Source organism: Rheinheimera sp. (assembly GCF_965283995.1).
In the GTDB taxonomy this organism is placed as follows: Bacteria; Pseudomonadota; Gammaproteobacteria; order Enterobacterales; family Alteromonadaceae; genus Pararheinheimera.
Window position 1 is genome coordinate 786,082 of sequence record NZ_CBDIQG010000001.1, and the last position, 20,795, is coordinate 806,876.

Sequence of the window (20,795 nt, forward strand, 5' to 3'; positions counted from 1 at the left end):
TCAGACCCGATGCAGATCCAATCATCCGACCGCAGTTTTCAGTACGGAGATGCAATATTCTCCACTGTCCGTATTCGCGCCGGACAACCGCTACTCTGGTCGCTACACTGGCAGCGACTTTGCCACTCCATGCAACGGCTCGGCTTTGCTGCGCTTGGTGAAACCACTGTGTTGCAGCAAGTGCTGGCGAGTATCAGTGCGCCGGAGCAAGTACTGAAAGTATTGATCAGCAGAGGTGAGGGCGCACGCGGTTATGGCACGCTAGGCATTTCCGCACCGCAGCTGTATTGCTGGACCGCACCAATGCCGGATTATCAGCAGGTCCGCGAACGCGGTGTCCGTTTAGGGCTGGCGCAGATGCGGCTGGCACAGCAGCCACTGCTCGCCGGCATCAAACATTGCAGCCGCCTCGAAACAGTGTTGTTAAAACGGGAAGCGGAACAAAGCGGGTTTGACGATTTGCTGGTCTGTGACCAACAAGATTTTCTCATTGAAGCGACTGCAGCCAATCTGTTGCTGTGGCGGGACGGACAATGGTGGACACCGGAGTTGCACAATGCCGGTGTTGCGGGCGTGATGCGTCAGTTATTGCTGGAGGCAGGATTAGTCACTACAACGCTGCTGCCGTTGGCAGATGCGGCACAAGCGCAGGCGATGGCTTTATGCAACGCCCTGACTGGTATAGTGCCAGCGCATTCTATTGCCGGCCGACCGCTGAATATGGCGCCGGCCTTACAACTACAACAACAAGTTGATGTTTTATTACAGGATCGTTGAATGAAAAAGTTTTTGCTGCAAAGTCTGGTGGTGATGGCCGTTGCGGCCTTCGGACTTCGCAACGAATTGCAGCAAGTGCTGCAAACTCCGCTGCAATTCCCGGCGGCCTATTATGAAGTCAAAGCGGGCAGCAATCTATCGGCACTGTGCCGGCAATGGCAACAAACACAGCAGATGTCGGCACTTGACTGTCAGCTGCTGAAACTACAATCCTTGCTGCAGCCCCAACTTCGTCAGCTGAAGGCAGGGGTTTATGCTGTGCAGCCGATGTCATTGCAGCAGTTTTTACAGTTGGCCCGCAGTGGCAAAGTGGCGCAATTCAGTCTGACGCTACGCGAAGGCTGGACTTTGGCACAAAATCTACAGGCTTTCACTGCATTGCCTTACCTTGAAGTGGACGTAACCGAACTCGCTTCTGTGCAGGCATTGTTATCCTGGCCAGCAGATTGGGGACCGCAGCCGGTATCCGCCGAAGCGCTGGTGTTTCCGGAAACCTATTTTTATACCGCCAACACCAAGTTATCTGTGCTGTTAAAAAGAGCAAATCAGGCGTTGCTGGCAAAACTTGATGCAGCCTGGCGTGAAAAGCAAAGCGGGCTGCCCTTGCAGAATCGCTATGAGTTGCTGACATTGGCGTCGATCATCGAAAAAGAGACGGGGCACTTACCTGAAAAGCCATTAATTTCGTCCGTGTTCGTTAACCGGTTGCAGATGAAGATGCGGCTGCAAACCGATCCAACAGTGATTTATGGTTTAGGCGCACGTTATCAGGGCGATATCAAACGCGAACACTTAAAAGACCCTCATCCCTATAATACCTATGTGTATGCCGGATTACCGCCCGGTCCTATCGCGCTGGTCAGTTGGGGGTCGTTGCAGGCTGCGGCACAACCAGCCACTTCAGATAAATTGTATTTTGTTGCCCGGGGTGATGGTACCCATCAGTTTTCGTCCAGTCTGAAAGAGCATAATCAGGCAGTACAACAGTATATTTTTGGGAAAAAATCATGAATAAAGGCCGTTTTGTCGTGATAGAAGGCCTCGAAGGCGCCGGGAAAACCACAGCTATCAAAACTGTATTCCAGTGGTTAAGCCAACAGGGCCATCATGTGGTACAAACGCGTGAGCCTGGCGGCACTCCGCTGGCTGAACAGATCCGTACCTTAGTGAAGTCAGTGCAGCAGGAGCAGGTGTCGCCAGTCACTGAGCTGCTGCTGATGTACGCCGCGCGCTCGCAGTTACTGCACAATGTGATTAATCCTGCGTTACAGAGAGGTGACTGGGTGTTAGCGGATCGGCATGATTTATCTTCCCGCGCATATCAGGGCGGCGGTCGCCAAATTCCGGATGCTGTATTGGACCCAATTCGCAATTTAGTGCTCGGTGACCTGCGGCCTGATCTGACCTTGTATCTGGACATTGATCCGGCAATAGGGTTGGAGCGCGCCCGTGCCCGTGGTGCGCTGGATCGGATTGAACAGGAACAGCAGGCCTTTTTTCAGCGTGCACGGGCCAAATATCTGGCGGTGGCCGCCACCGAGCCCCAGATTGTCGTGATTGACGCAGCCCAGCCTCTGGCCATAGTACAGCAGCGATTAACGGACGCACTGGAGCAACATCTCGCGTGACAACTTCATTGCCATGGCTGCAACAAACGGAACAGCGTTTATTTAAACTGGCGTGCCAGGAACAATTGCATCATGCCATTCTGCTGACCGGTCCCGCCGGAATTGGCAAACATATCCTGGCGAAGCAATTGGCGCATTTACTGCTCTGTCTGGATCCGCTCCCCGATGGCGCTTGCGGACTGTGTAAAAGTTGTTTGCTGGGAAAGGCCGGGCATCATCCCGATTTATTGCAACTTGAAGTGACCAGTAGCATTTCAGTCGAGCAAATCCGTGAAATCAGCCTATTGATGCAAAACTCACCACAGCAAGGCGGTGCCCGTGTGGTAGTGGTGCCACAGGCAGAAAAAATGACAGAGTCTGCCGCCAACGCCTTATTAAAAACTCTGGAAGAACCTGGCCAACGAAGCTTTCTCATCCTGTACACGGCGTTCGCCGAGCAATTGATGCCGACTATATTATCGCGTTGCCAGCGCTGGGACTTACCGGCGCAATATGGCGAAAACAGCCGGCAATGGCTGGCGCAGCAAAGTCCTGATCCGGTGCCTGATTTTTTGCTCGAACTTTGCGGTGGCGCGCCATTAAAAGCCCTGACATTGCAACAGAGTGGTGAAGCATTGACGCTGGCAGCGCAATTAAAAGCCTTACAGGCTTATTTACACAGCGGCTCTGGCTTAGCACCACTGCAAAAGCAGCTGGAATCCCAACCCGAACTTGCTGCGTTGTTGTATTACACGGTACGACACTGGACCTTACAACAACAGCAATTACCGCCGCCGCAGCTATTTGCACGCGTTGCCCGTTGGTGTCGTGACGAACAACGGATTTTGGGGCAGAATAAATCATTAGCACTGACAACTTTGTTGTTAGATTTACATCAACAGCTACGCTGAGGCCGGCATGGAAGAACTCACGTTAGATTTTGCCGATTTGAAAGAGCTTTACCGTTCTTATATGCCGTTTTTTAAGCAAGGTGGACTATTTGTCCGCACCAGCCGACATTATAAAATGGGTCAATCACTGGCCTTACAGGTCACCTTGCCCGATGCACTTGAATCGATCCCGGTCTCCGGTAAAGTTGCCTGGCTGACGCCACAAGGGGCGCAAAATACCAGCCCGGCTGGCATTGGCGTGGCATTTATTGACGACAAACTGAATCTGCGCGACAAAATTGAAAAATTACTCAGCGGTACGCAGGAGTCGGCCGAACTAACCTTTACGCTTTAAAGAGGGTGTGGTGCAGCGATCGTAACGGCTTCACCGCAGCAGTCACTTCAGGTACACTGCCGGCGTTTTTGTTTGTCTATCTGTCTGCCGGAGCTTCTTTTGTTTATTGATTCGCATTGCCATCTTGACCGTCTGGAACTGGATAAACTGGGTATGGATTTGCCCGCTGTGTTGACTGCTGCAGCGCAAGCGCAGGTTGATCACATGTTGTGTGTCAGTGTCAGCTTGCAAGAGTATCCGGCCATGGCTGCTCTGGTCAGTGCATACCCGCAAATCTCAGTGTCTTGCGGCGAGCATCCGCTGCATCAACAACTCGAATTCAGTGCCGACCAATTACTGGCACTGTGTCAGTCGGAGCAGGTGGTGGCGGTCGGTGAAACCGGCCTCGACTATTTTTACAGTCCGGATAACAAGCAAACGCAACAAGCCGCTTTTGCAGCGCATATCGCGGTGGCCCGACAGCTGAATAAACCTTTGATTGTGCACACTCGGGATGCCCGTGTTGACACTTTAGCTCTGCTGCGTGGTGAGATGGCGCAGGATTGTGGTGGTGTGTTGCATTGTTTTACCGAGGACTGGGACACGGCAAAAGCGGCATTGGATCTCGGTTTTTATATTTCCTTCTCAGGCATTATGACGTTTCGCAATGCTGACTCGCTGCGCGACGTCGTGCGGCAAGTGCCGCTGGATCGGCTGTTGATAGAAACGGATTCACCATATTTGGCACCGGTCCCGTACCGTGGCAAAACTAATCAACCTGCTTATGTCGCGGCAGTGGCGAAAGCGATAGCTGAGCTTAAAGGGATCGATTTACCTGCTCTAGGCGCCGCGACCAGTCAAAATTTTTGTCGGCTATTTCCGCTGGCAAAAGTCTGAACAAACTCAACCCCGACCGATGCACCGGCCTTTATCCCGCCATTTGTTGTCATTAAAAGAAAAGAAGCCCAGAACCAATCCGCATTGTTCCGGGCTTAGGGGAATGGCTCAAGATTGAGCCGTGCGCTAGAGGGAAGGATGCGTCAAGCTGCATCCGACAGATGGTTCCAGTGTAGCCAACTGCATTTTTTTTGCGCAAAAGGACGTCAGGGATTAATACGTTGAATTAGTAAATAAATTGTTTATTGTCCGCATGTTACACCCAGCTTATCCAGAAGTTATCCCCAGTCTTATTCAACAAGCAAAGCGTGATATAAGGGTTAGCGAGCTGATTCCCGATCTCTGCCACACAAAATTTTCATTTCATTTGGTTTCTATAAGAAATTTAATAATTCCTAAATAATCTATAAAAATATATATCCAGCCTCAGTTCGGCAGAAATGGAAGAAATTTGTTACAACAGAAAGACAACCATTCAGTACAAGCTAATGCACAGCAGATCATGGATTGTCGACAATAATACTAATATCCAACTTGACATTGCCTTAAAAGGCCATAAAAATGCCAGTTAATGTATTTATGTCGACATATTGCAGGTTTTTGTGCAAAAAGACCCCATTACCGCAGCCGACCGTGTACTGCTTGAGATCCAACGCGCCATTGTTGCAGGCGAGATCCCGGCCGGCAGTAAAATTTCAGAACCAGAACTGGCACGACAATTTGATTTAAGCCGGGCGCCGCTACGTGAAGCGTTGGCGCGCCTGGAACGATGCCATCTGATTGAGCGGATCCCGAATGCCGGCGCCCGCGTCGTAAAGCTGACCCCACAAGGCTTAATTTCTTTGTATCAAATCCGTGAGAATCTCGAGGGCATGGCTTGCCGGTTGGCGGCTGAACAAATGTCGGACGATGAAATCGCGCAGATGCAAAGTTTGTTGGATCAACATTTGTCGACGCAGCGCGTGCGTGAGGGTGAGAGTTATTACCAGGAGGCCGGTGATGTCGATTTTCACTACCGCATTATCCAAGCCAGTAAAAATCCATATCTGATCAATATTTTATGTGACGAACTTTATTATTTAGTGCGGATGTACCGGGTACAAATGGGCATGGCCGGGCCACGGGTGTCGCGGGCGTTTGATGAACATAAAGCTATTCTCAATGCAATTGCCAGTCGTGACGGTGAACTGGCTGAACTATTAATGCGTCGGCACATCAGTGCGTCCCGTCGCAACATCGAACTTTATTTACAACAGGGGAACTGAACATGACGCAAAGCGCAGGCTTAAAATTTCGTCAGGCTATTGCAGCGAATCAACCATTACAGCTGGTCGGTACTATTAATGCTTACACCGCAATGATGGCGGAGCGGGTTGGACATAAAGCGTTGTATTTGTCAGGCGCCGGTGTCGCCAACGCATCTTTTGGTTTGCCGGATTTAGGTATGACCTCACTGAACGATGTTTGCGAAGACATTCGCCGGATCACCGGTGCGACAGACCTGCCATTGCTGGTCGATGCCGATACTGGCTGGGGCGGCGCTTTTAACATTGCCCGTACTGTCCGTGAGATGACTCGCGCCGGTGCTGCCGGTTTTCATATTGAAGATCAGGTTATGCAAAAACGCTGTGGCCACAGACCGAACAAAGAAATTGTGTCACAGGAAGAGATGGTCGATCGCGTCAAAGCTGCGGTGGATGCCCGGACTGATGCCAACTTTTTCATTATGGCCCGGACTGATGCGCTGCAACAACAAGGCTTAGCCGCCGCCATCGAGCGGGCGCAGGCCTGTGTTGAGGCGGGTGCTGATGCTATTTTTGCTGAAGCTGTATACACGCTCGAGCAGTACCAGGCGTTCACGCAAGCCTTGTCGGTGCCGGTTTTGGCCAATATCACTGAATTTGGGCAAACTCCGTTGTTTAACACCGCAGAGCTGGCCGGCGTTGGCGTCAAAATGGTGCTGTATCCGTTATCTGCGTTTCGCGCCATGAACAAAGCGGCGCTGAATGTTTACCAGTCCATACTGGCCAATGGTGACCAGAAAGCGGTGGTGGACAGCATGCAAACGCGGATGGAGCTTTACGATTTCCTGAATTATCACAGTTACGAAGAAAAACTGGATTCCTTATTTGCCCAAGGCAAAAACAAATAACCCGAATTAACTCTGTACCTGGAGAACAGCTTATGTCGACAACTAAACAATTAACCGGCGCAGGCCTTCGCGGCCAAATCGCCGGTAAAACCGCATTATCCACAGTCGGTAAAACCGGTTCAGGCCTGACGTACCGTGGTTATGACGTCAAAGATTTAGCCGCCAAGTGTGAATTTGAAGAAGTTGCCCACCTGATTTTAAAAGGTGAATTACCAACAGTCGCTGAACTTGCAGCCTATAAAGCCAAACTCAAAGCCCTGCGCAGCCTGCCGCAAGCGTTAAAAGAAGTGCTGGAACGTATTCCGGCCAGCGCGCACCCGATGGATGTGATGCGCACCGGCTGTTCAATGCTGGGTAACCTTGAAACTGAACAGAGTTTTGCCGAGCAACAAGACGCGACTGACCGTATGTTAGCGGTTTTCCCTGGTCTGATTAACTACTGGTACAACTACAGCCACCACGGCAAGCGCATTGACGTTGAAACGCCGGCAGATTCGATTGCTGAACAGTTCCTCTGGACTTTGCATGACAAAAAACCAGAGCCATTGCACGTCACCGTCATGCACGCATCGCTGATCCTGTACGCAGAACATGAGTTTAATGCCTCAACTTTTACCGCAAGGGTCTGCGCGTCAACGTTATCAGACATGCATTCCTGCATCACCGGCGCTATTGGTTCATTACGCGGTCCACTACACGGTGGCGCCAATGAAGCGGCGATGGAACTGATTGAACATATGCAAAACCCGGAACATGCTGAAGAAACTTTGCTTGGCATGCTGGCGCGTAAAGACAAAATTATGGGGTTTGGTCATGCTATTTACTCTGAATCCGACCCACGGAACGCGGTGATCAAAGCCTGGTCTGAGCAACTGGCCAAAGCCAACGGCGATACCCGCTTGTACGACGTGTCAGTGCGCTGCGAAGCCGTGATGTGGCGTGAAAAGAAACTGTTCTGTAATGCCGATTTCTTCCATGCCTCGGCCTATAACTACATGGGCATTGCGACCAAGCTATTCACACCGATTTTTGTCTGTTCCCGCCTGACTGGCTGGGCAGCGCATGTGATGGAACAACGCGCCGACAACCGCATTATCCGGCCAAGTGCTGATTATGTTGGGGTTGAACCGCGCGAAGTGCAGCCAATCGCCAACCGTGGCTGATAAATCCAGCCGGAGCTGCGCTGTAGTCTCCGGCTATCACAGCGTGACGCTGGGCATTTATTTTCAAAGAGATGGCAATGAATACTTTATTTCGTAAACCGCTGGCCGCAACCGGGCTGGACTATTTTGATGCCGCCGCTGCAGTCGACGCCTTGCAGCCGGGAGCTTGGGCAACCTTACCTTACACCTCACGCGTGCATGCCGAAAACCTGGTGCGCCGCGCCGATCCGGCGCAATTAAACGCTTACTTACTGCAACTGATAGAGCGTAAGCAAGAGCTGGATTTTCCTTGGTTTCCGGCCCGCGTCGTCTGTCACGATATCCTTGGTCAAACCGCGCTGGTTGACTTAGCCGGCCTTCGAGATGCGATTGCCGCGCAGGGCGGCGACCCGGCCAAAGTGAATCCGGTGGTGCCGACACAGTTGATTGTCGACCATTCCCTGGCCGTGGAACACGGCGGCTTTGAAAAAGATGCTTTTGAGAAAAACCGCGCGATAGAAGATCGGCGCAATGACGACCGGTTCCATTTTATCAACTGGACGAAAAAAGCTTTTAAAAACGTCGATGTGATCCCGCCGGGTAACGGCATCATGCACCAGATTAACCTGGAGCGGATGTCTCCGGTGATCCATGCCAAAGACGGCGTGGCTTATCCGGATACTCTGGTCGGCACTGACAGCCATACGCCGCACGTCGATGCGCTTGGTGTCATTGCCATTGGCGTTGGTGGCTTAGAGGCGGAAAGCGTGATGCTGGGCCGCGCGTCCTGGATGCGTTTACCCGATATCATCGGCGTTGAATTGACCGGCAAAGCACAGCCGGGCATTCAGGCGACGGATATCGTGCTGGCATTGACTGAATTTTTGCGCAAACAAAAAGTGGTGTCGAGTTATCTGGAATTCTTTGGCGAAGGCGCAAACAGTCTGAGTTTGGGCGATCGCGCCACCATTTCCAATATGACTCCGGAATATGGCGCCACGGCCGCGATGTTTTATATCGACCAGCAAACTATAGACTATCTGACGTTGACCGGTCGTGACGCAGCGCAAGTCAAACTGGTTGAAACCTATGCTAAAACAGCCGGTTTATGGGCAGACAGCTTAAAAACTGCCGAATATCCACGCGTTCTATCGTTTGATTTGTCGACAGTGGTGCGCAATATCGCCGGGCCGTCAAATCCGCATGCGCGCGTGGCCACCGCAGATTTGGCCGCCAAAGGCATCAGCGGTGTCGTTGAAAATGAACCTGGATTGATGCCGGATGGCGCTGTGATTATCGCTGCCATTACCAGCTGTACCAACACCAGCAACCCGCGCAACGTGATTGCGGCTGGTATTCTGGCGCGTAATGCCAATAAGCTCGGTCTGACCCGCAAACCTTGGGTGAAGAGTTCACTGGCGCCAGGCTCGAAAGCGGTGGAGCTGTACTTAAAAGAAGCTAATCTGCTGACGGATCTGGAGACTTTAGGGTTTGGCATTGTTGGTTTTGCCTGTACCACCTGTAATGGCATGAGCGGTGCCTTAGATCTGACCATCCAGCAAGAAGTCATCGACCGCGATTTGTATGCGACGGCCGTGCTATCCGGCAACCGGAACTTCGATGGTCGCATCCATCCGTACGCGAAACAGGCATTTTTGGCCTCTCCGGCCTTAGTGGTAGCTTACGCGATTGCCGGTACCATTCGGTTTGATATCGAAAAAGACGTACTGGGCACCACGGCTGATGGCAATCCAATCCGGTTAAAAGATATTTGGCCGACCGATGCGGAGATTGATGCGGTCGTTGCAGCCAGCGTCAAACCAGAGCAATACCGCAAGGTCTATGAGCCGATGTTTGCTGTTGATGTCGATTATGGCGAAAAAATCAGTCCGCTGTATGACTGGCGCCCACAAAGCACTTACATTCGCCGGCCGCCTTATTGGGAAGGTGCTTTGGCCGGTGAGCGCAGTTTAACCGGCATGCTGCCACTGGCGCTGCTCGGCGACAACATCACGACCGACCATTTATCGCCGTCGAATGCCATCATGATGGACAGCGCAGCCGGTGAATACCTGCACAAAATGGGCTTGCCGGAGGAAGATTTTAACTCCTACGCCACGCACCGCGGTGACCATCTGACGGCGCAGCGCGCGACTTTCGCCAACCCGAAACTCATCAATGAGATGGCGGTGGTCGATGGCAAAGTGAAGCAGGGGTCTCTCGCACGGCTGGAGCCGGAAGGCAAGGTGATGCGGATGTGGGAAACCATTGAAACTTACATGGCGCGCAAACAGCCGCTGATTATCATTGCCGGCGCCGATTATGGCCAAGGCTCCAGTCGCGACTGGGCAGCTAAAGGCGTGCGTCTGGCTGGTGTTGAAGCCATTGTGGCTGAAGGGTTTGAACGGATCCATCGCACTAACCTGGTTGGTATGGGCGTATTACCGCTCGAGTTTAAAGCAGGAACCAACCGTCTGACTTTAGGCTTAGATGGCACAGAAAGTTTTGACGTGATCGGTGAGCGCTTACCCCGCGCCACTCTGACGTTAGTCGTCCACCGCCAAAACGGCGAGGTGGTGCAGGTACCGGTTACCTGTCGCCTTGATACCGCCGAAGAGGTATCGATTTATGATGCCGGCGGTGTGCTGCAGCGGTTCGCCAAAGATTTTCTGGGCGGCAATCTGTAATTGATATAAGCCGGCCTTTGCACCGGCTTCTTTTGATAAATATCAGGGTGAAGTCATGTCTTATGCTCCACAAATAAAAGTGCCCGCAACCTATATGCGCGGCGGCACCAGCAAAGGCGTATTTTTTCGTCTTTGTGATTTACCACCCACTGCACAGGTTGCTGGTCCGGCACGTGATGCGTTGTTATTGCGCGTGATTGGCAGCCCAGACCCATATGGCAAACAAATTGATGGCATGGGCGGCGCAACGTCCAGTACCAGTAAAACAGTGATTTTAAGCCCGGCCAGCAAGCCTGGCCATGATGTGGATTATTTGTTTGGCCAAGTGGCGATCGATAAGGCTTTTGTTGATTGGAGCGGCAACTGCGGCAATTTGTCTGCGGCAGTTGGCTCTTTTGCCATTCAGTCGGGTTTAATTGATGCAGGCACGCTGCCGCAAAACGGCCTGGCGACAGTGCGGATTTGGCAGGTCAATATTCAGAAAACGATTATCGCGCATGTGCCAATGCTCAACGGACAAGTGCAGGAAGATGGCGATTTTGAACTCGACGGTGTGACTTTTCCGGCCGCCGAAGTTGAACTTGAGTTCCTTGATCCGGCCGCCGACGAGGGCGAGGGCGGTGGCGCGATGTTTCCGACCGGCAATCTGGTTGATACACTGGATGTTCCCGGCATTGGCAGTTTCCGAGCGACCTTTATTAATGCCGGTATCCCGACCATTTTCCTCGATGCCGCAGAATTAGGTTATCAGGGCACTGAGCTGCAGGATGCAATCAACAATGACGTGCAAGCGTTAAGCCGGTTTGAAACCATTCGCGCTTATGGCGCACAGCAAATGGGGCTCATCAGCGATATCAGCGAAGCTGCTGCCCGTCAGCACACGCCAAAAATCGCTTTTGTCAGCGGTCCCGCGACTTACCTGTCATCAAGCGGAAAAACGGTTGCGGCTGATGCGATTGACCTGTCAGTGCGCGCGTTGTCGATGGGCAAACTCCATCACGCCATGATGGGCACCTGCGCTGTCGCTATTGGTACGGCTGCCGCTATTCCGGGGACTTTAGTGAATCTCGCTGCCGGTGGTGGTGAGCGCACTGCAGTCCGGTTTGGTCATCCGAGTGGTACTTTGCGGGTTGGTGCTGCAGCCAGTCTGGTGGATGGTCAGTGGCAAGTCACCAAAGCGATTATGAGCCGAAGTGCACGCATCATCATGGAAGGCAAAGTGCGGGTACCGGCGAGTACGCTGGAATAATCCGAAGGTGTCCGTGATCTCGGATGCCTTCTTTATTGATTTTTCTACACTTGATTGCAAATTAAGATTTTTCTGATTAGATTGATTAGATAACGCAACTTAAGCGGGATGCTACTGATGAAAAAATGGTGTTTAGCGGGCTTACTTCTGAGCAGCATGCTGCCGGTTCAGGCTGCAGATCAAGATTACAAGTTAGTCACTGTCGCAGGTTACCTGAATTTCTATCTGCTCAATCTGAATGCATGTCAGGATTTCCATCCGTCAGTGCGGAAAGATGCCTATGCAGCTGAAAGTACATTGTATCCATGGCTGGATAAACTGGATGCAAAGACTAAAGGCAGTATTGATTCAGGAATGTTGAACAACGTGGTACAAAAACGCCGCGATGCGTTAAATGCGCAGATCAAAGAAGGCGACTTCACCATTGACCATTGTCATGCAGTCATTAAGTTGTTAACTGCAGACGGTCTGGACAAGACGCTACTTAAAGCGATCGAATAATCTCACGCAGTGGAAGCCTGTTGCAGCTGTCGCAGGCCTAAGAGTTATGTTTCACATCCGTTTAATGCAAATTGCTGATCTGAGTGCAGTGGTCCGGTTACAGGACCACTGTTATGCAGACGAATTTTACGAATCCCCGCAAGTCGTTGCTAAACGACTTATGTTATATCCACAGTCCTGCTGGTTGGCTTGTTATCAAGACAAAGTATGGGGCTACCTGTTTAGTTATCCGTCACGATTAGGCCAGATTAATCCTCTTGGCGCTGAATTTGGCCAGTATGAACAGGCTAATTGCCTGTACTTACATGATATGGCGGTTAGTCCGGATGCGCGTGGTCAAGGCGTAGCGACAGCGTTATTGCAACAAGCGCTGACGTATGCCGGTACTCTTGGTTTGCCTTATGCCGCGCTGGTTGCCGTACAGAATTCTGCCGCTTTTTGGCAGCAACAACAATTTAGTGCTGTTGATCGCTTGTCAGAACCTGCAAGCATAGCACTGACTAGTTATGGTAAAGATGCCATCTATCTGGCGCGTCCTCTGAACTAGTTTTAGTTGTCATTCAGCCGTCATTTTTGCCACATACACTCTGGAACTTTGCTGTTTCGGAGTGTTATCTATGCGTTTTTCCTGCGTTTTTCTTCTTTTCAGTCTGAGTTCACAAGCAGCATGTCCGGCATGGCCGCTCGTTATAGCTCACCGGGGCGCCAGTGGCGATTATCCGGAGCATAGTGAAATTGCTTATTGGCAAGCGATGTTACAAGGCGCAGATTTTATTGAAGCCGATTTAGTGCCGACGAAAGACGGCGTGTTAATCAGCCGGCATGAAAATGAGTTAAGCCAAAGTACCAATATCGCTGAGTTGCCACAATTTGCTGAACGCAAAACGCGTAAAAAGGTTGATGGTGTGATGGTTGAAGGCTGGTTCAGCGAAGATTTCACGCTGGCCGAGCTGCGCCAGATTAAGCTGCGTGAATCAAAGCCACTTATTCGGCCAGCAAATCGGCTATACAATGATCAATACGGTATTTTGACGCTGGCTGAAGTGATGCAACTGGTGCAGCGCTTTGAACAGCAACATGGCCGAAAAGTCGGTTTGTATCTGGAAACCAAACATCCTACGTTTTTTTTGGCTGAGGGCCGACTGCTGGACGGCCACCAGATCAATCGTAATATCTCTGAACAGTTATTGCAGCAACTGAGTGTCTGGCAGCAAACGCAGCACAACCCGGTGTATATCCAGTCATTTGAGATCAGCAATTTATGGTGGATGCGTCAGCAGGGGCTGCAGAAATATCAGGTGAATGCGAAGCTGGTGCAATTGATTGGGGATATCAGTGGTACCGCTTTGTATCCCAAATCAAATTTCGCCGAACCTTGGGACTTGGTGAGCCGTCCGGCGTCAACACAAGCATTGCTGCATCAACAGCAAGATTTTATCGGCAAGGCGGGTTTTCATTATGGTGCTTTAATAACTCCTGCGGGCCTGACCTTTCTCAGTCAATACGTTGATGGCATTGGTCCCTGGAAAGAGCAGTGGTTTGCTAAGGATAAAACGCCCGCATCGCCGCAACAGTTAAAAAGTTATGGGTTACAACTGCATCCTTACACCTTTCGCGCTGAGACTGAATTTTTACCCACGACTTTTGCAACATTAAAGGATGAATTGCAGCAGCGCTATCAGCAGGGTGTTGACGGTGTGTTTACAGATTTCACAGCGATTGCGGTAAAAACGCGGACTGAAACTTGTGCTTTAAAATCAAAGGCCAATCATCTTCCTGATTGACATAACTTGTTACTGTTTTAGCGGTTGGTTTTGCGTCGTCTTTCTATAGACTAAGCTTCGGAATATTATCTTTAATTTATCTGGAAGCTGGTTTATGAAAGGTTTACCTCAACTCACGATATTGGCACTTGCCCTGACATTGACGTTAAGTGCATGCTCAAAGCCCACTGAGACTAATGCTACAGAAGAAACCGTCTCAAATCTGCAACTGGTCTCGCAGGACATTCTGACCATTGCGACCAGTGAGTTATCGCAGGGACCGATGATTTCCGGGACTTTACAGCCTGTGATCAAAGCGGAACTGAACGCGGAAGTCGGTGGCATTGTGACCCGGGTGTTAAAGGACAACGGTGACGTTGTGAAAACCGGCGAAGTATTGGTACAACTGGACCAAACCACCTTTCGAGATAAGTTATTGTCGGCACAAGAAGCCGAACGCTCTGCCCATGTTGCCGCAGATCAGGCTACACGTCAGTTAAAGCGTATGCAGAAATTAAACCGGCAGAATCTGGTCACCGCTGAGGTGCTGGAAACTGCTGAGATCAAAGCTAACCAGACGCAGTCTGATCTCGCTTCGGCCAAGGCCCGGACTGTAGAAGCCCGCCAGCAACTTGAACGCACCGAAGTCCGTGCGCCATTTGACGGGGTCGTCGCAGTACGAAAAGTGTCATCCGGCGATACGGCGCAAATTGGCAAATCTTTGTTAGTGCTGATTAATCCGGGCAGTATGCGATTTGAAGGATATATTGCCGCCGATCAGGTTGGCGCAGTCAAAGTCGGCTCTGCAGTCAGTTTTAAAGTGAATGGCTATCCGGGCCAGCGTTTTGATGGCGAGATTGAACGGATTAATCCGCAAGCCAATGAGTTAACCCGTCAGGTCCAAGTGTTTGTCAAACTGGCTGAACAAGCCTCCTTCGTTGCGGGCCTATACGCCGAAGGTTTTATTTCCGTAGCACAGCAGCAAAGCATGATGCTGGCACCGTCAAGTCTTGTTAATGAAGGCGATTTGCAATTTGTTTGGGTGCTCAAAGACAACAAGCTGGTGAAGACTGCAGTAGAAACCGGTGCTAAAGATCCGCGTTTTGGCACGGTACAGGTGTTAAGTGGTCTGAGTGTAGGACAACAGATCCTGCGCCATCCACAAGGTGCACTAAAAGATGGCATCAGCGTGACCATTGATACCAAAACTGAAGTGGCAGGTAAAGCCACTGACGCCAGTCAGCCAGCGATCGGGAAATAATTATGATCTTATCGGATTTCAGTATTAAACGACCACTGGTCGTGGTCGTGGTGACGATAGCATTGATGCTGTTTGGCTACTTTGCGCTGACCAATTTAAAAACTAACCAGTTTCCTGATGTCCAGCCGCCAGTCCTCGTAGTGAATGTGCCTTACCCGGGCGCCTCACCTGAAACGGTAGAGCGGGAAATACTAAACCGGGTGGAAGACTCGATGTCGACCATTCAGGGCATCCGCGACATTCGTTCTTATGCGCGGGAATCCAGCGCGACTATCGTGGTGTTCTTTGATTTTGATAAAGATTTAACCGCAGCGGCGCAAGAGTTACGTGACAGTATTTCGACGGTCCGTGACAAACTGCCGACCGAGATGAAAGAACCTTTTATCAACAGAGCAGATCCTAACGCCCAGCCGGTCATGTCGCTCGCTTTGTCTTCCGATGTACTCTCGCCGCTGGAATTATCCCGTTTAGCGGAGATCCAGATTGGCCGGCAGTTGCGTTCAGTCCCTGGTGTCGCGTTGGTTGAGCTGGAAGGTGAACTGGAACGCGAAATGACAGTGTTCCTGAACAGCCATGCGATGCGCGAAGCAAAAGTCTCGGCGCAGGAAGTGGTTGCAGCTTTACGGTCGCAGAATCTGGCAGCACCTGTTGGCAGGGTTGTGAATGGTCTGGAAGAGCAAAGCATCAGGTTACAGGGCCGTCTGAAAGATGTTACTGAATTCGAACAGATGGTCGTTAAACAAAATGGTGATCAGGCGATCCGGCTCGGCCAGGTCGCTGACATTGTCGATGGTGGCGCAGAACAGCGGCGCCTATCGTTTTTTAATGGCAAAAAAGCGCTTGGGATCGATATTACCAAAGCGCGCGAAGCTTCAACTATTTCTGTAACAGACGAAATCAAAGACAAACTCGAAGAAATTAATAAAACCCTGCCAAAAGAAGTCGAGCTGGTCATTGTGTCGGATCAGGGCGAAGACGTTGCGGCCAGTATGCGTAATGTTACTGAAGCCTTAGGTCTGGGTGCATTGTTGACTATTGTCGTGGTGTTTGTGTTCTTAAACTCGTGGCGGTCAACGCTGATCACGTCGCTGGCGCTGCCAACGTCGGTGCTGGCTTCTTTTATTGCCGTTTGGGCCTGTGGTTTTACGCTGAACTTTATGTCGTTGCTTGGCCTGTCGCTGGCAATCGGTGTGTTGATTGATGATGCGATCGTGGTGCGGGAAAATATTGTTCGGCACATGGAAATGGGCAAGGACAATATGACCGCCGCCCGAGATGGTACCCGCGAAATCGGCATGGCCGTTATTGCCACCACCATGTCGATTGTTGCGGTATTTATTCCGATCGCCTTTTTAGATGGGATCACCGGTCAATGGTTTAAGCCATTTGGTCTGACGGTCGCGTGCTCTGTTCTGGTGTCTTTGTTTATCTCTTTCACCATAGATCCGATGATGTCTGCGTATTGGCACGACCCGGATCATGACAAAAACATCAAACGGCGTGGTCTTGGTAAAGTATTTCAGAACTTTAATATCTGGTTTGATCATCAGGCTGAGCGTTACTCACGCCTGATCAGCTGGGCTTTAAAACACCGTAAATCAATGTGGTCGCTGGCGTTTTTGAGTTTCTTTGGGGCATTGGTGCTGCAAGCTAAGTTTGGTGGTTCTGGGTTTATGCCGGACACCGACAATGGCGCGTTAATTGTCTCAATCCGTGCGCCAAGTGAAGCCAGTATTGATTACACCAGAGTCAAAGCCGCGCAGGTTGCGGAAATTACCCAGCTGTTGCCAGAGCATCGCTATACGCAGACCACTATTGGCGTGCAGGGCAATATCACTCGGGCGCAGGTTTTTGTGCGGCTAGTGCCGGAGAAAGACCGCAATCGCAGTGCGAAAGAAGTGGCAGAAGAGGTACGTGGCAAAATTAAATCGCTGGTAGGCGCTGAGTTCACGGTGTCTGCGGATTTAGGTGGCGGCGGCGGTGGTGATGGGAAACCATTACAGATCCAGTTCCGCGGTCCGGAAACCCGCGTGCTCGAAGGTATCGTGATGGACTACGTCGAAAAGCTGAAAAAAGTCCCGGGAGCTGTGGACGTCGGCTTGTCTGCGCAGGATCCAAAACCAGAGCTGCAGGTTGAGTTTGACCGTGGTCTGGCGGCCAGTGTCGGTTTATCGATGAGCGATGCTGCGAACGCAATGCGGCTGGCTTTTGCCGGTGCTGAAATTGGCGACTGGGTCGACCCGACCGGTGAAACCCGCAACGTGTTTGTGCGGGTGCGGCTAGAGGAGCGCGCCACTGTCGCTGATTTGGAACAATTGCCGCTTCTATCTAGCAAAACCGGTGCTTTGGTGCCGTTGGAACAAGTCGCCACAGTCACTTTAGGCAAAGGCCCGGCGCTAATCGAACATTTAGACCGCGAAACCATGATGGCAGTGACAGCCAACGTGCAGGGCCGCAGTTTTGGCGAAGTATTCGCGGATGCGATGAAGCTGGCGAAACAAATCGACTTCCCGCCTGGATACGATCTGGTGGTTGGCGGTGAAGGCCGTGATCAGCAGGAAGTGTTTGGTAAAATCTTCGGTGCGCTTGGCTTGGCCGTGGTGCTGATGTATTTGATTCTGGTCGTGCAGTTCCATAGTTTTATGGCGCCAGTGGCGATCATGATGTCATTACCTTTGTCATTAATTGGTGTTGTGTTGGCCTTGTTGATTGGCAACTCGACGCTTAATTTGATGAGTCTGATCGGGGTCGTGATGCTGATGGGCATTGTGGCGAAAAATGCCATTTTGTTAGTCGATTGCGCGCGGAAAAAAGAACAGCTTGAAGGCATGTCACTGGAAGAATCGTTGATAGCGGCAGGTCGCGAGCGTTTACGGCCAATTCTGATGACGACTTTCGCCCTCGTTGCCGGTATGTTGCCTGTCGCAATCGGTGTTGGTGAAGGCTCAGGTTTCTATCGGCCACTCGGCATCGCGGTTATCGGTGGCACTATCACGTCGACAATCCTGACCTTATTAGTAGTTCCAACGTTCTACGACAGTCTGGAAACAATGAAACGCCGGATCAAAGCACGCTTTAAACGCAAACAAACTGTAGCGTCGCATGCAACGGTTGAAACGCCGGCGTCCTGATATCCATCGTGACCAGATACAGAATGAACTAAGGGCGCCGTTGGCGCCCTTATTATTTATCAAACACTTCAATTGATGGCTATAGCATCAGAAACCCAGACTGACCGTAAAACTGGCAGTGCGACCGGCACCAATGTAATAAGCACCTTCCTGACCACCGGACAGATACTCTTCATCTGTCAGGTTATTCACCAGGAAAGACAAATCAACATACTGGAACATCGCATCTTGACTCAGCGTCTTTTGGTAGCCCAAAGACAGGTCCAGCACCGTTGATGCCGGCAGTTGGTCTTTGTTTCCACCCAGCGCAGCACCGTAGTACTCAGCAGTATGACGCGCAGTCAGGGCACCATTGTATTTGTCGGTCGTGAAACGGGCAGACAAAGTGACAATTGTTTCCGGAGAACCTGCCACCTGGTCATCTTCGAAGATGCCACGTGGATTCTTCACGATCTGATTGCCTTCTTTGATGGTGCCGTTGATGGTCTGGTTGTACACAGCATCATTGAGAGTCAGTGCGCCGTATACAGACCAAATTTCGTCAAGTTGCCAGTTCAGACTGGTTTCTACGCCTTTGGCATCGATACCACCGACGTTGATGTAAGTGCCATCCAGTTCATTCAGATAATCTGGCGCGCCTTGGTTGGCACCAGGTTGTAAGAAGGTGATGCGGTTATCAAACGTCGTGCTGTACAGCGTCAGGTTTAACGACAGCTTGTCGGCGTTGTAGCGCAGACCAAAGTCGATGTTGTCAGCGGTCTCAGCTTCTAATTTGCTGAAATCCTGACTGGTTTCCAGAATTGCATCGCCAATGGCTTTGAAATTCTGGCTAAAACCGGCGAAGGCTTCCACGCTGTCGGTCATACGGTACACAGCACCGACTGAAAACAGTGGATCAGAATCACTGGATAAATCACCGGCATTGTTGGTGTTGATATTATCCTGACGTTCAACGTCAACGTAGAATTGCTTCACGCCGGCGGTCAGCGTCAGATCACCCAGTTCAATCGTATCTTGCGCAAACAGTTTTAATGTATCAGTGCTGTAATCACGGTCGTAATGGACCCAGTACGGCGTTTCATTAAAATAGTGATAAACCTTGGCATTCAGCACCTGATGCCAGTCACGTGTTTCGTTGCGGTCTTGCTGCTCATACCAGACACCGGCGCGCAGCTGATGGTTATCCAACTGGACTTTCAGTTCTGATGTCAGACCGGCACGGTCTTTTTCATAATGGGTATGGCGGAACGATGATACGCGGGTGGCCTTGGATAAATCTGCTTTCGGGTCGAGAATTGGCCGACCTTGCGCATCGACGTGGGTATAACGTTGCAACTGACCGTTCCCAGTACCTTTGTTGACGCGTTTACCATCTTTATCAGTTACATAGACCTGGTAAGGTGGTAACCAGTCGCCGCGGCCGCTTTGTAAATGCAGATATGGCGTGACGGTCAGATCAGTGTCGTCAGCCAGTTCCTGTTCCCATTTGACATAACTGAAACTGTTTTCGCGTAACGTTGACCAGGCTTCAGCAAAATTCTGGTCAATTTCCGGGTCGCCGGTCCACTGACTAGTCAGACGATCCCAGGCCGGATTTTGTTCAAACTCGGCTAAAGATACTGTGTTGTAGTTGTCTTCCGCGGTGTCGTCATAAGAAAAACGCGCAGTGATTTTGCTGTGCTCAAGTTCGGTGACGGACTTGGCTTCAAAGTGAGTGCGCTCAGAAAAACCGTTACTGCCGCTACCAATCCAGCGGTTATTGAAACTATCTGACAAGCTGATGTAGGCGGTAGTATTGCCAAACAGCTGGCCTGTGTCGTAACGGGTAAAATATTTACGGGCGTTATGATCACCGCCGGTAATGCCAGCACGCACAGCTGCTTCAGCTTCTGGCGTAGCGGAGATAAAGTTCAATGTACCGCCAAGTGCATCCAGTGATGCTGAAGCAATGTCAGCAGTGCCCTGAGCAACTTCGACCATCGCGGTATTTTCGGTATCCATATAGCGGTTGGCTTTACTACCACCACCATAAGCCGATCCGCCATTTGGCAGGCCATCTATGGTAATGCCAAGCTGCTGTTCGTTCAGGTTAACGTTGAAACCACGCATGGAGATGGTCGTTGACCAATCATCAGAGCCAAATGCATCGCCCTGACCGACACTGACACCCGGCAGATATTTGATGGCGTCAAGCACGTTCCCGGCAGGTGAGACTGTATCCAGCATGGCATCATCGGTGGTGTTATTGGCATAAGCAATGCGTTGCCCGGTCACCGCGATTTTTTCAATGCTCGCTTCTGCGTTTGGTTCAACCGCAGCGCTCAGACCGTTTGAAGCAACAAAAGTGCTGGCCAATGCCAGACTGATCAGTGATTTGCGAAACTGCACGATATTCTCCGTATTG

General features: G+C 51.0%; 17 protein-coding genes. 16 read left to right on the forward strand and 1 reads right to left on the reverse strand.

Annotated features, from left to right (window positions below):
* Positions 1-9: 9 nt before the first annotated feature.
* From pabC to ACQ66Q_RS03655, 16 genes are all read left to right on the forward strand, one after another.
* On the forward strand, positions 10-777 hold the full coding sequence (gene pabC, locus ACQ66Q_RS03580) for an aminodeoxychorismate lyase (RefSeq protein ID WP_430455532.1): 768 nt from the start codon (positions 10-12) through the stop codon (positions 775-777).
* On the forward strand, positions 778-1,788 hold the full coding sequence (gene mltG / locus ACQ66Q_RS03585; RefSeq protein ID WP_430455533.1) for an endolytic transglycosylase MltG: 1,011 nt from the start codon (positions 778-780) through the stop codon (positions 1,786-1,788).
* A complete protein-coding gene (gene tmk / locus ACQ66Q_RS03590; RefSeq protein WP_430455534.1) occupies positions 1,785-2,405 on the forward strand; it encodes a dTMP kinase in 621 nt (206 codons plus the stop codon). The genes mltG and tmk overlap by 4 nt, the downstream gene beginning before the upstream one ends.
* A complete protein-coding gene (holB, locus tag ACQ66Q_RS03595; RefSeq protein WP_430455535.1) occupies positions 2,402-3,295 on the forward strand; it encodes a DNA polymerase III subunit delta' in 894 nt (297 codons plus the stop codon). Before tmk ends, holB begins: the two co-directional genes overlap by 4 nt.
* Positions 3,296-3,302: 7 nt before the next feature.
* Positions 3,303-3,629 carry a PilZ domain-containing protein gene (locus ACQ66Q_RS03600; protein ID WP_208931310.1) on the forward strand — a complete coding sequence of 109 codons (327 nt, stop codon included), beginning with the start codon at positions 3,303-3,305 and terminating at the stop codon, positions 3,627-3,629.
* A 99-nt stretch (positions 3,630-3,728) separates the two neighbouring features.
* Positions 3,729-4,505, forward strand: coding sequence for a TatD family hydrolase (locus ACQ66Q_RS03605; protein ID WP_430455536.1), 777 nt, complete (start codon positions 3,729-3,731; stop codon positions 4,503-4,505).
* A 602-nt stretch (positions 4,506-5,107) separates the two neighbouring features.
* Entirely contained in the window at positions 5,108-5,770 is a 663-nt protein-coding gene (locus ACQ66Q_RS03610) for a GntR family transcriptional regulator (protein ID WP_430455537.1), read from the forward strand.
* Positions 5,771-5,772: 2 nt separating this feature from the next.
* Complete coding sequence (prpB, locus tag ACQ66Q_RS03615; RefSeq protein WP_430455538.1) at positions 5,773-6,657, forward strand: methylisocitrate lyase; 885 nt, start codon at positions 5,773-5,775, stop codon at positions 6,655-6,657.
* 32 nt (positions 6,658-6,689) lie between these two features.
* Entirely contained in the window at positions 6,690-7,820 is a 1,131-nt protein-coding gene (gene prpC / locus ACQ66Q_RS03620) for a bifunctional 2-methylcitrate synthase/citrate synthase (protein ID WP_430455539.1), read from the forward strand.
* Between the two features lie 77 nt (positions 7,821-7,897).
* A complete protein-coding gene (gene acnD / locus ACQ66Q_RS03625) occupies positions 7,898-10,486 on the forward strand; it encodes a Fe/S-dependent 2-methylisocitrate dehydratase AcnD (protein ID WP_430455540.1) in 2,589 nt (862 codons plus the stop codon).
* Between the two features lie 55 nt (positions 10,487-10,541).
* Positions 10,542-11,735: a 2-methylaconitate cis-trans isomerase PrpF gene (prpF, locus tag ACQ66Q_RS03630; RefSeq protein WP_430455541.1), complete on the forward strand. Its 1,194-nt coding sequence runs from the start codon at positions 10,542-10,544 to the stop codon at positions 11,733-11,735.
* 117 nt (positions 11,736-11,852) lie between these two features.
* Positions 11,853-12,236: a hypothetical protein gene (locus ACQ66Q_RS03635; RefSeq protein ID WP_430455542.1), complete on the forward strand. Its 384-nt coding sequence runs from the start codon at positions 11,853-11,855 to the stop codon at positions 12,234-12,236.
* Between the two features lie 46 nt (positions 12,237-12,282).
* Positions 12,283-12,783, forward strand: a complete 501-nt coding sequence (locus ACQ66Q_RS03640; RefSeq protein WP_430455543.1) for a GNAT family N-acetyltransferase — start codon at positions 12,283-12,285, stop codon at positions 12,781-12,783.
* A gap of 70 nt (positions 12,784-12,853) precedes the next feature.
* Positions 12,854-14,020 carry a glycerophosphodiester phosphodiesterase family protein gene (locus tag ACQ66Q_RS03645; RefSeq protein ID WP_430455544.1) on the forward strand — a complete coding sequence of 389 codons (1,167 nt, stop codon included), beginning with the start codon at positions 12,854-12,856 and terminating at the stop codon, positions 14,018-14,020.
* Positions 14,021-14,114: 94 nt separating this feature from the next.
* Positions 14,115-15,260, forward strand: coding sequence for an efflux RND transporter periplasmic adaptor subunit (locus tag ACQ66Q_RS03650; RefSeq protein ID WP_430455545.1), 1,146 nt, complete (start codon positions 14,115-14,117; stop codon positions 15,258-15,260).
* A gap of 2 nt (positions 15,261-15,262) precedes the next feature.
* Complete coding sequence (locus ACQ66Q_RS03655) at positions 15,263-18,391, forward strand: efflux RND transporter permease subunit (RefSeq protein ID WP_430455546.1); 3,129 nt, start codon at positions 15,263-15,265, stop codon at positions 18,389-18,391.
* A gap of 87 nt (positions 18,392-18,478) precedes the next feature.
* Here the strand turns inward: ACQ66Q_RS03655 and ACQ66Q_RS03660 are convergent, their stop codons facing one another.
* Positions 18,479-20,779, reverse strand: coding sequence for a TonB-dependent receptor domain-containing protein (locus tag ACQ66Q_RS03660; RefSeq protein WP_430455547.1), 2,301 nt, complete (start codon positions 20,777-20,779; stop codon positions 18,479-18,481).
* Positions 20,780-20,795 lie beyond the last annotated feature (16 nt).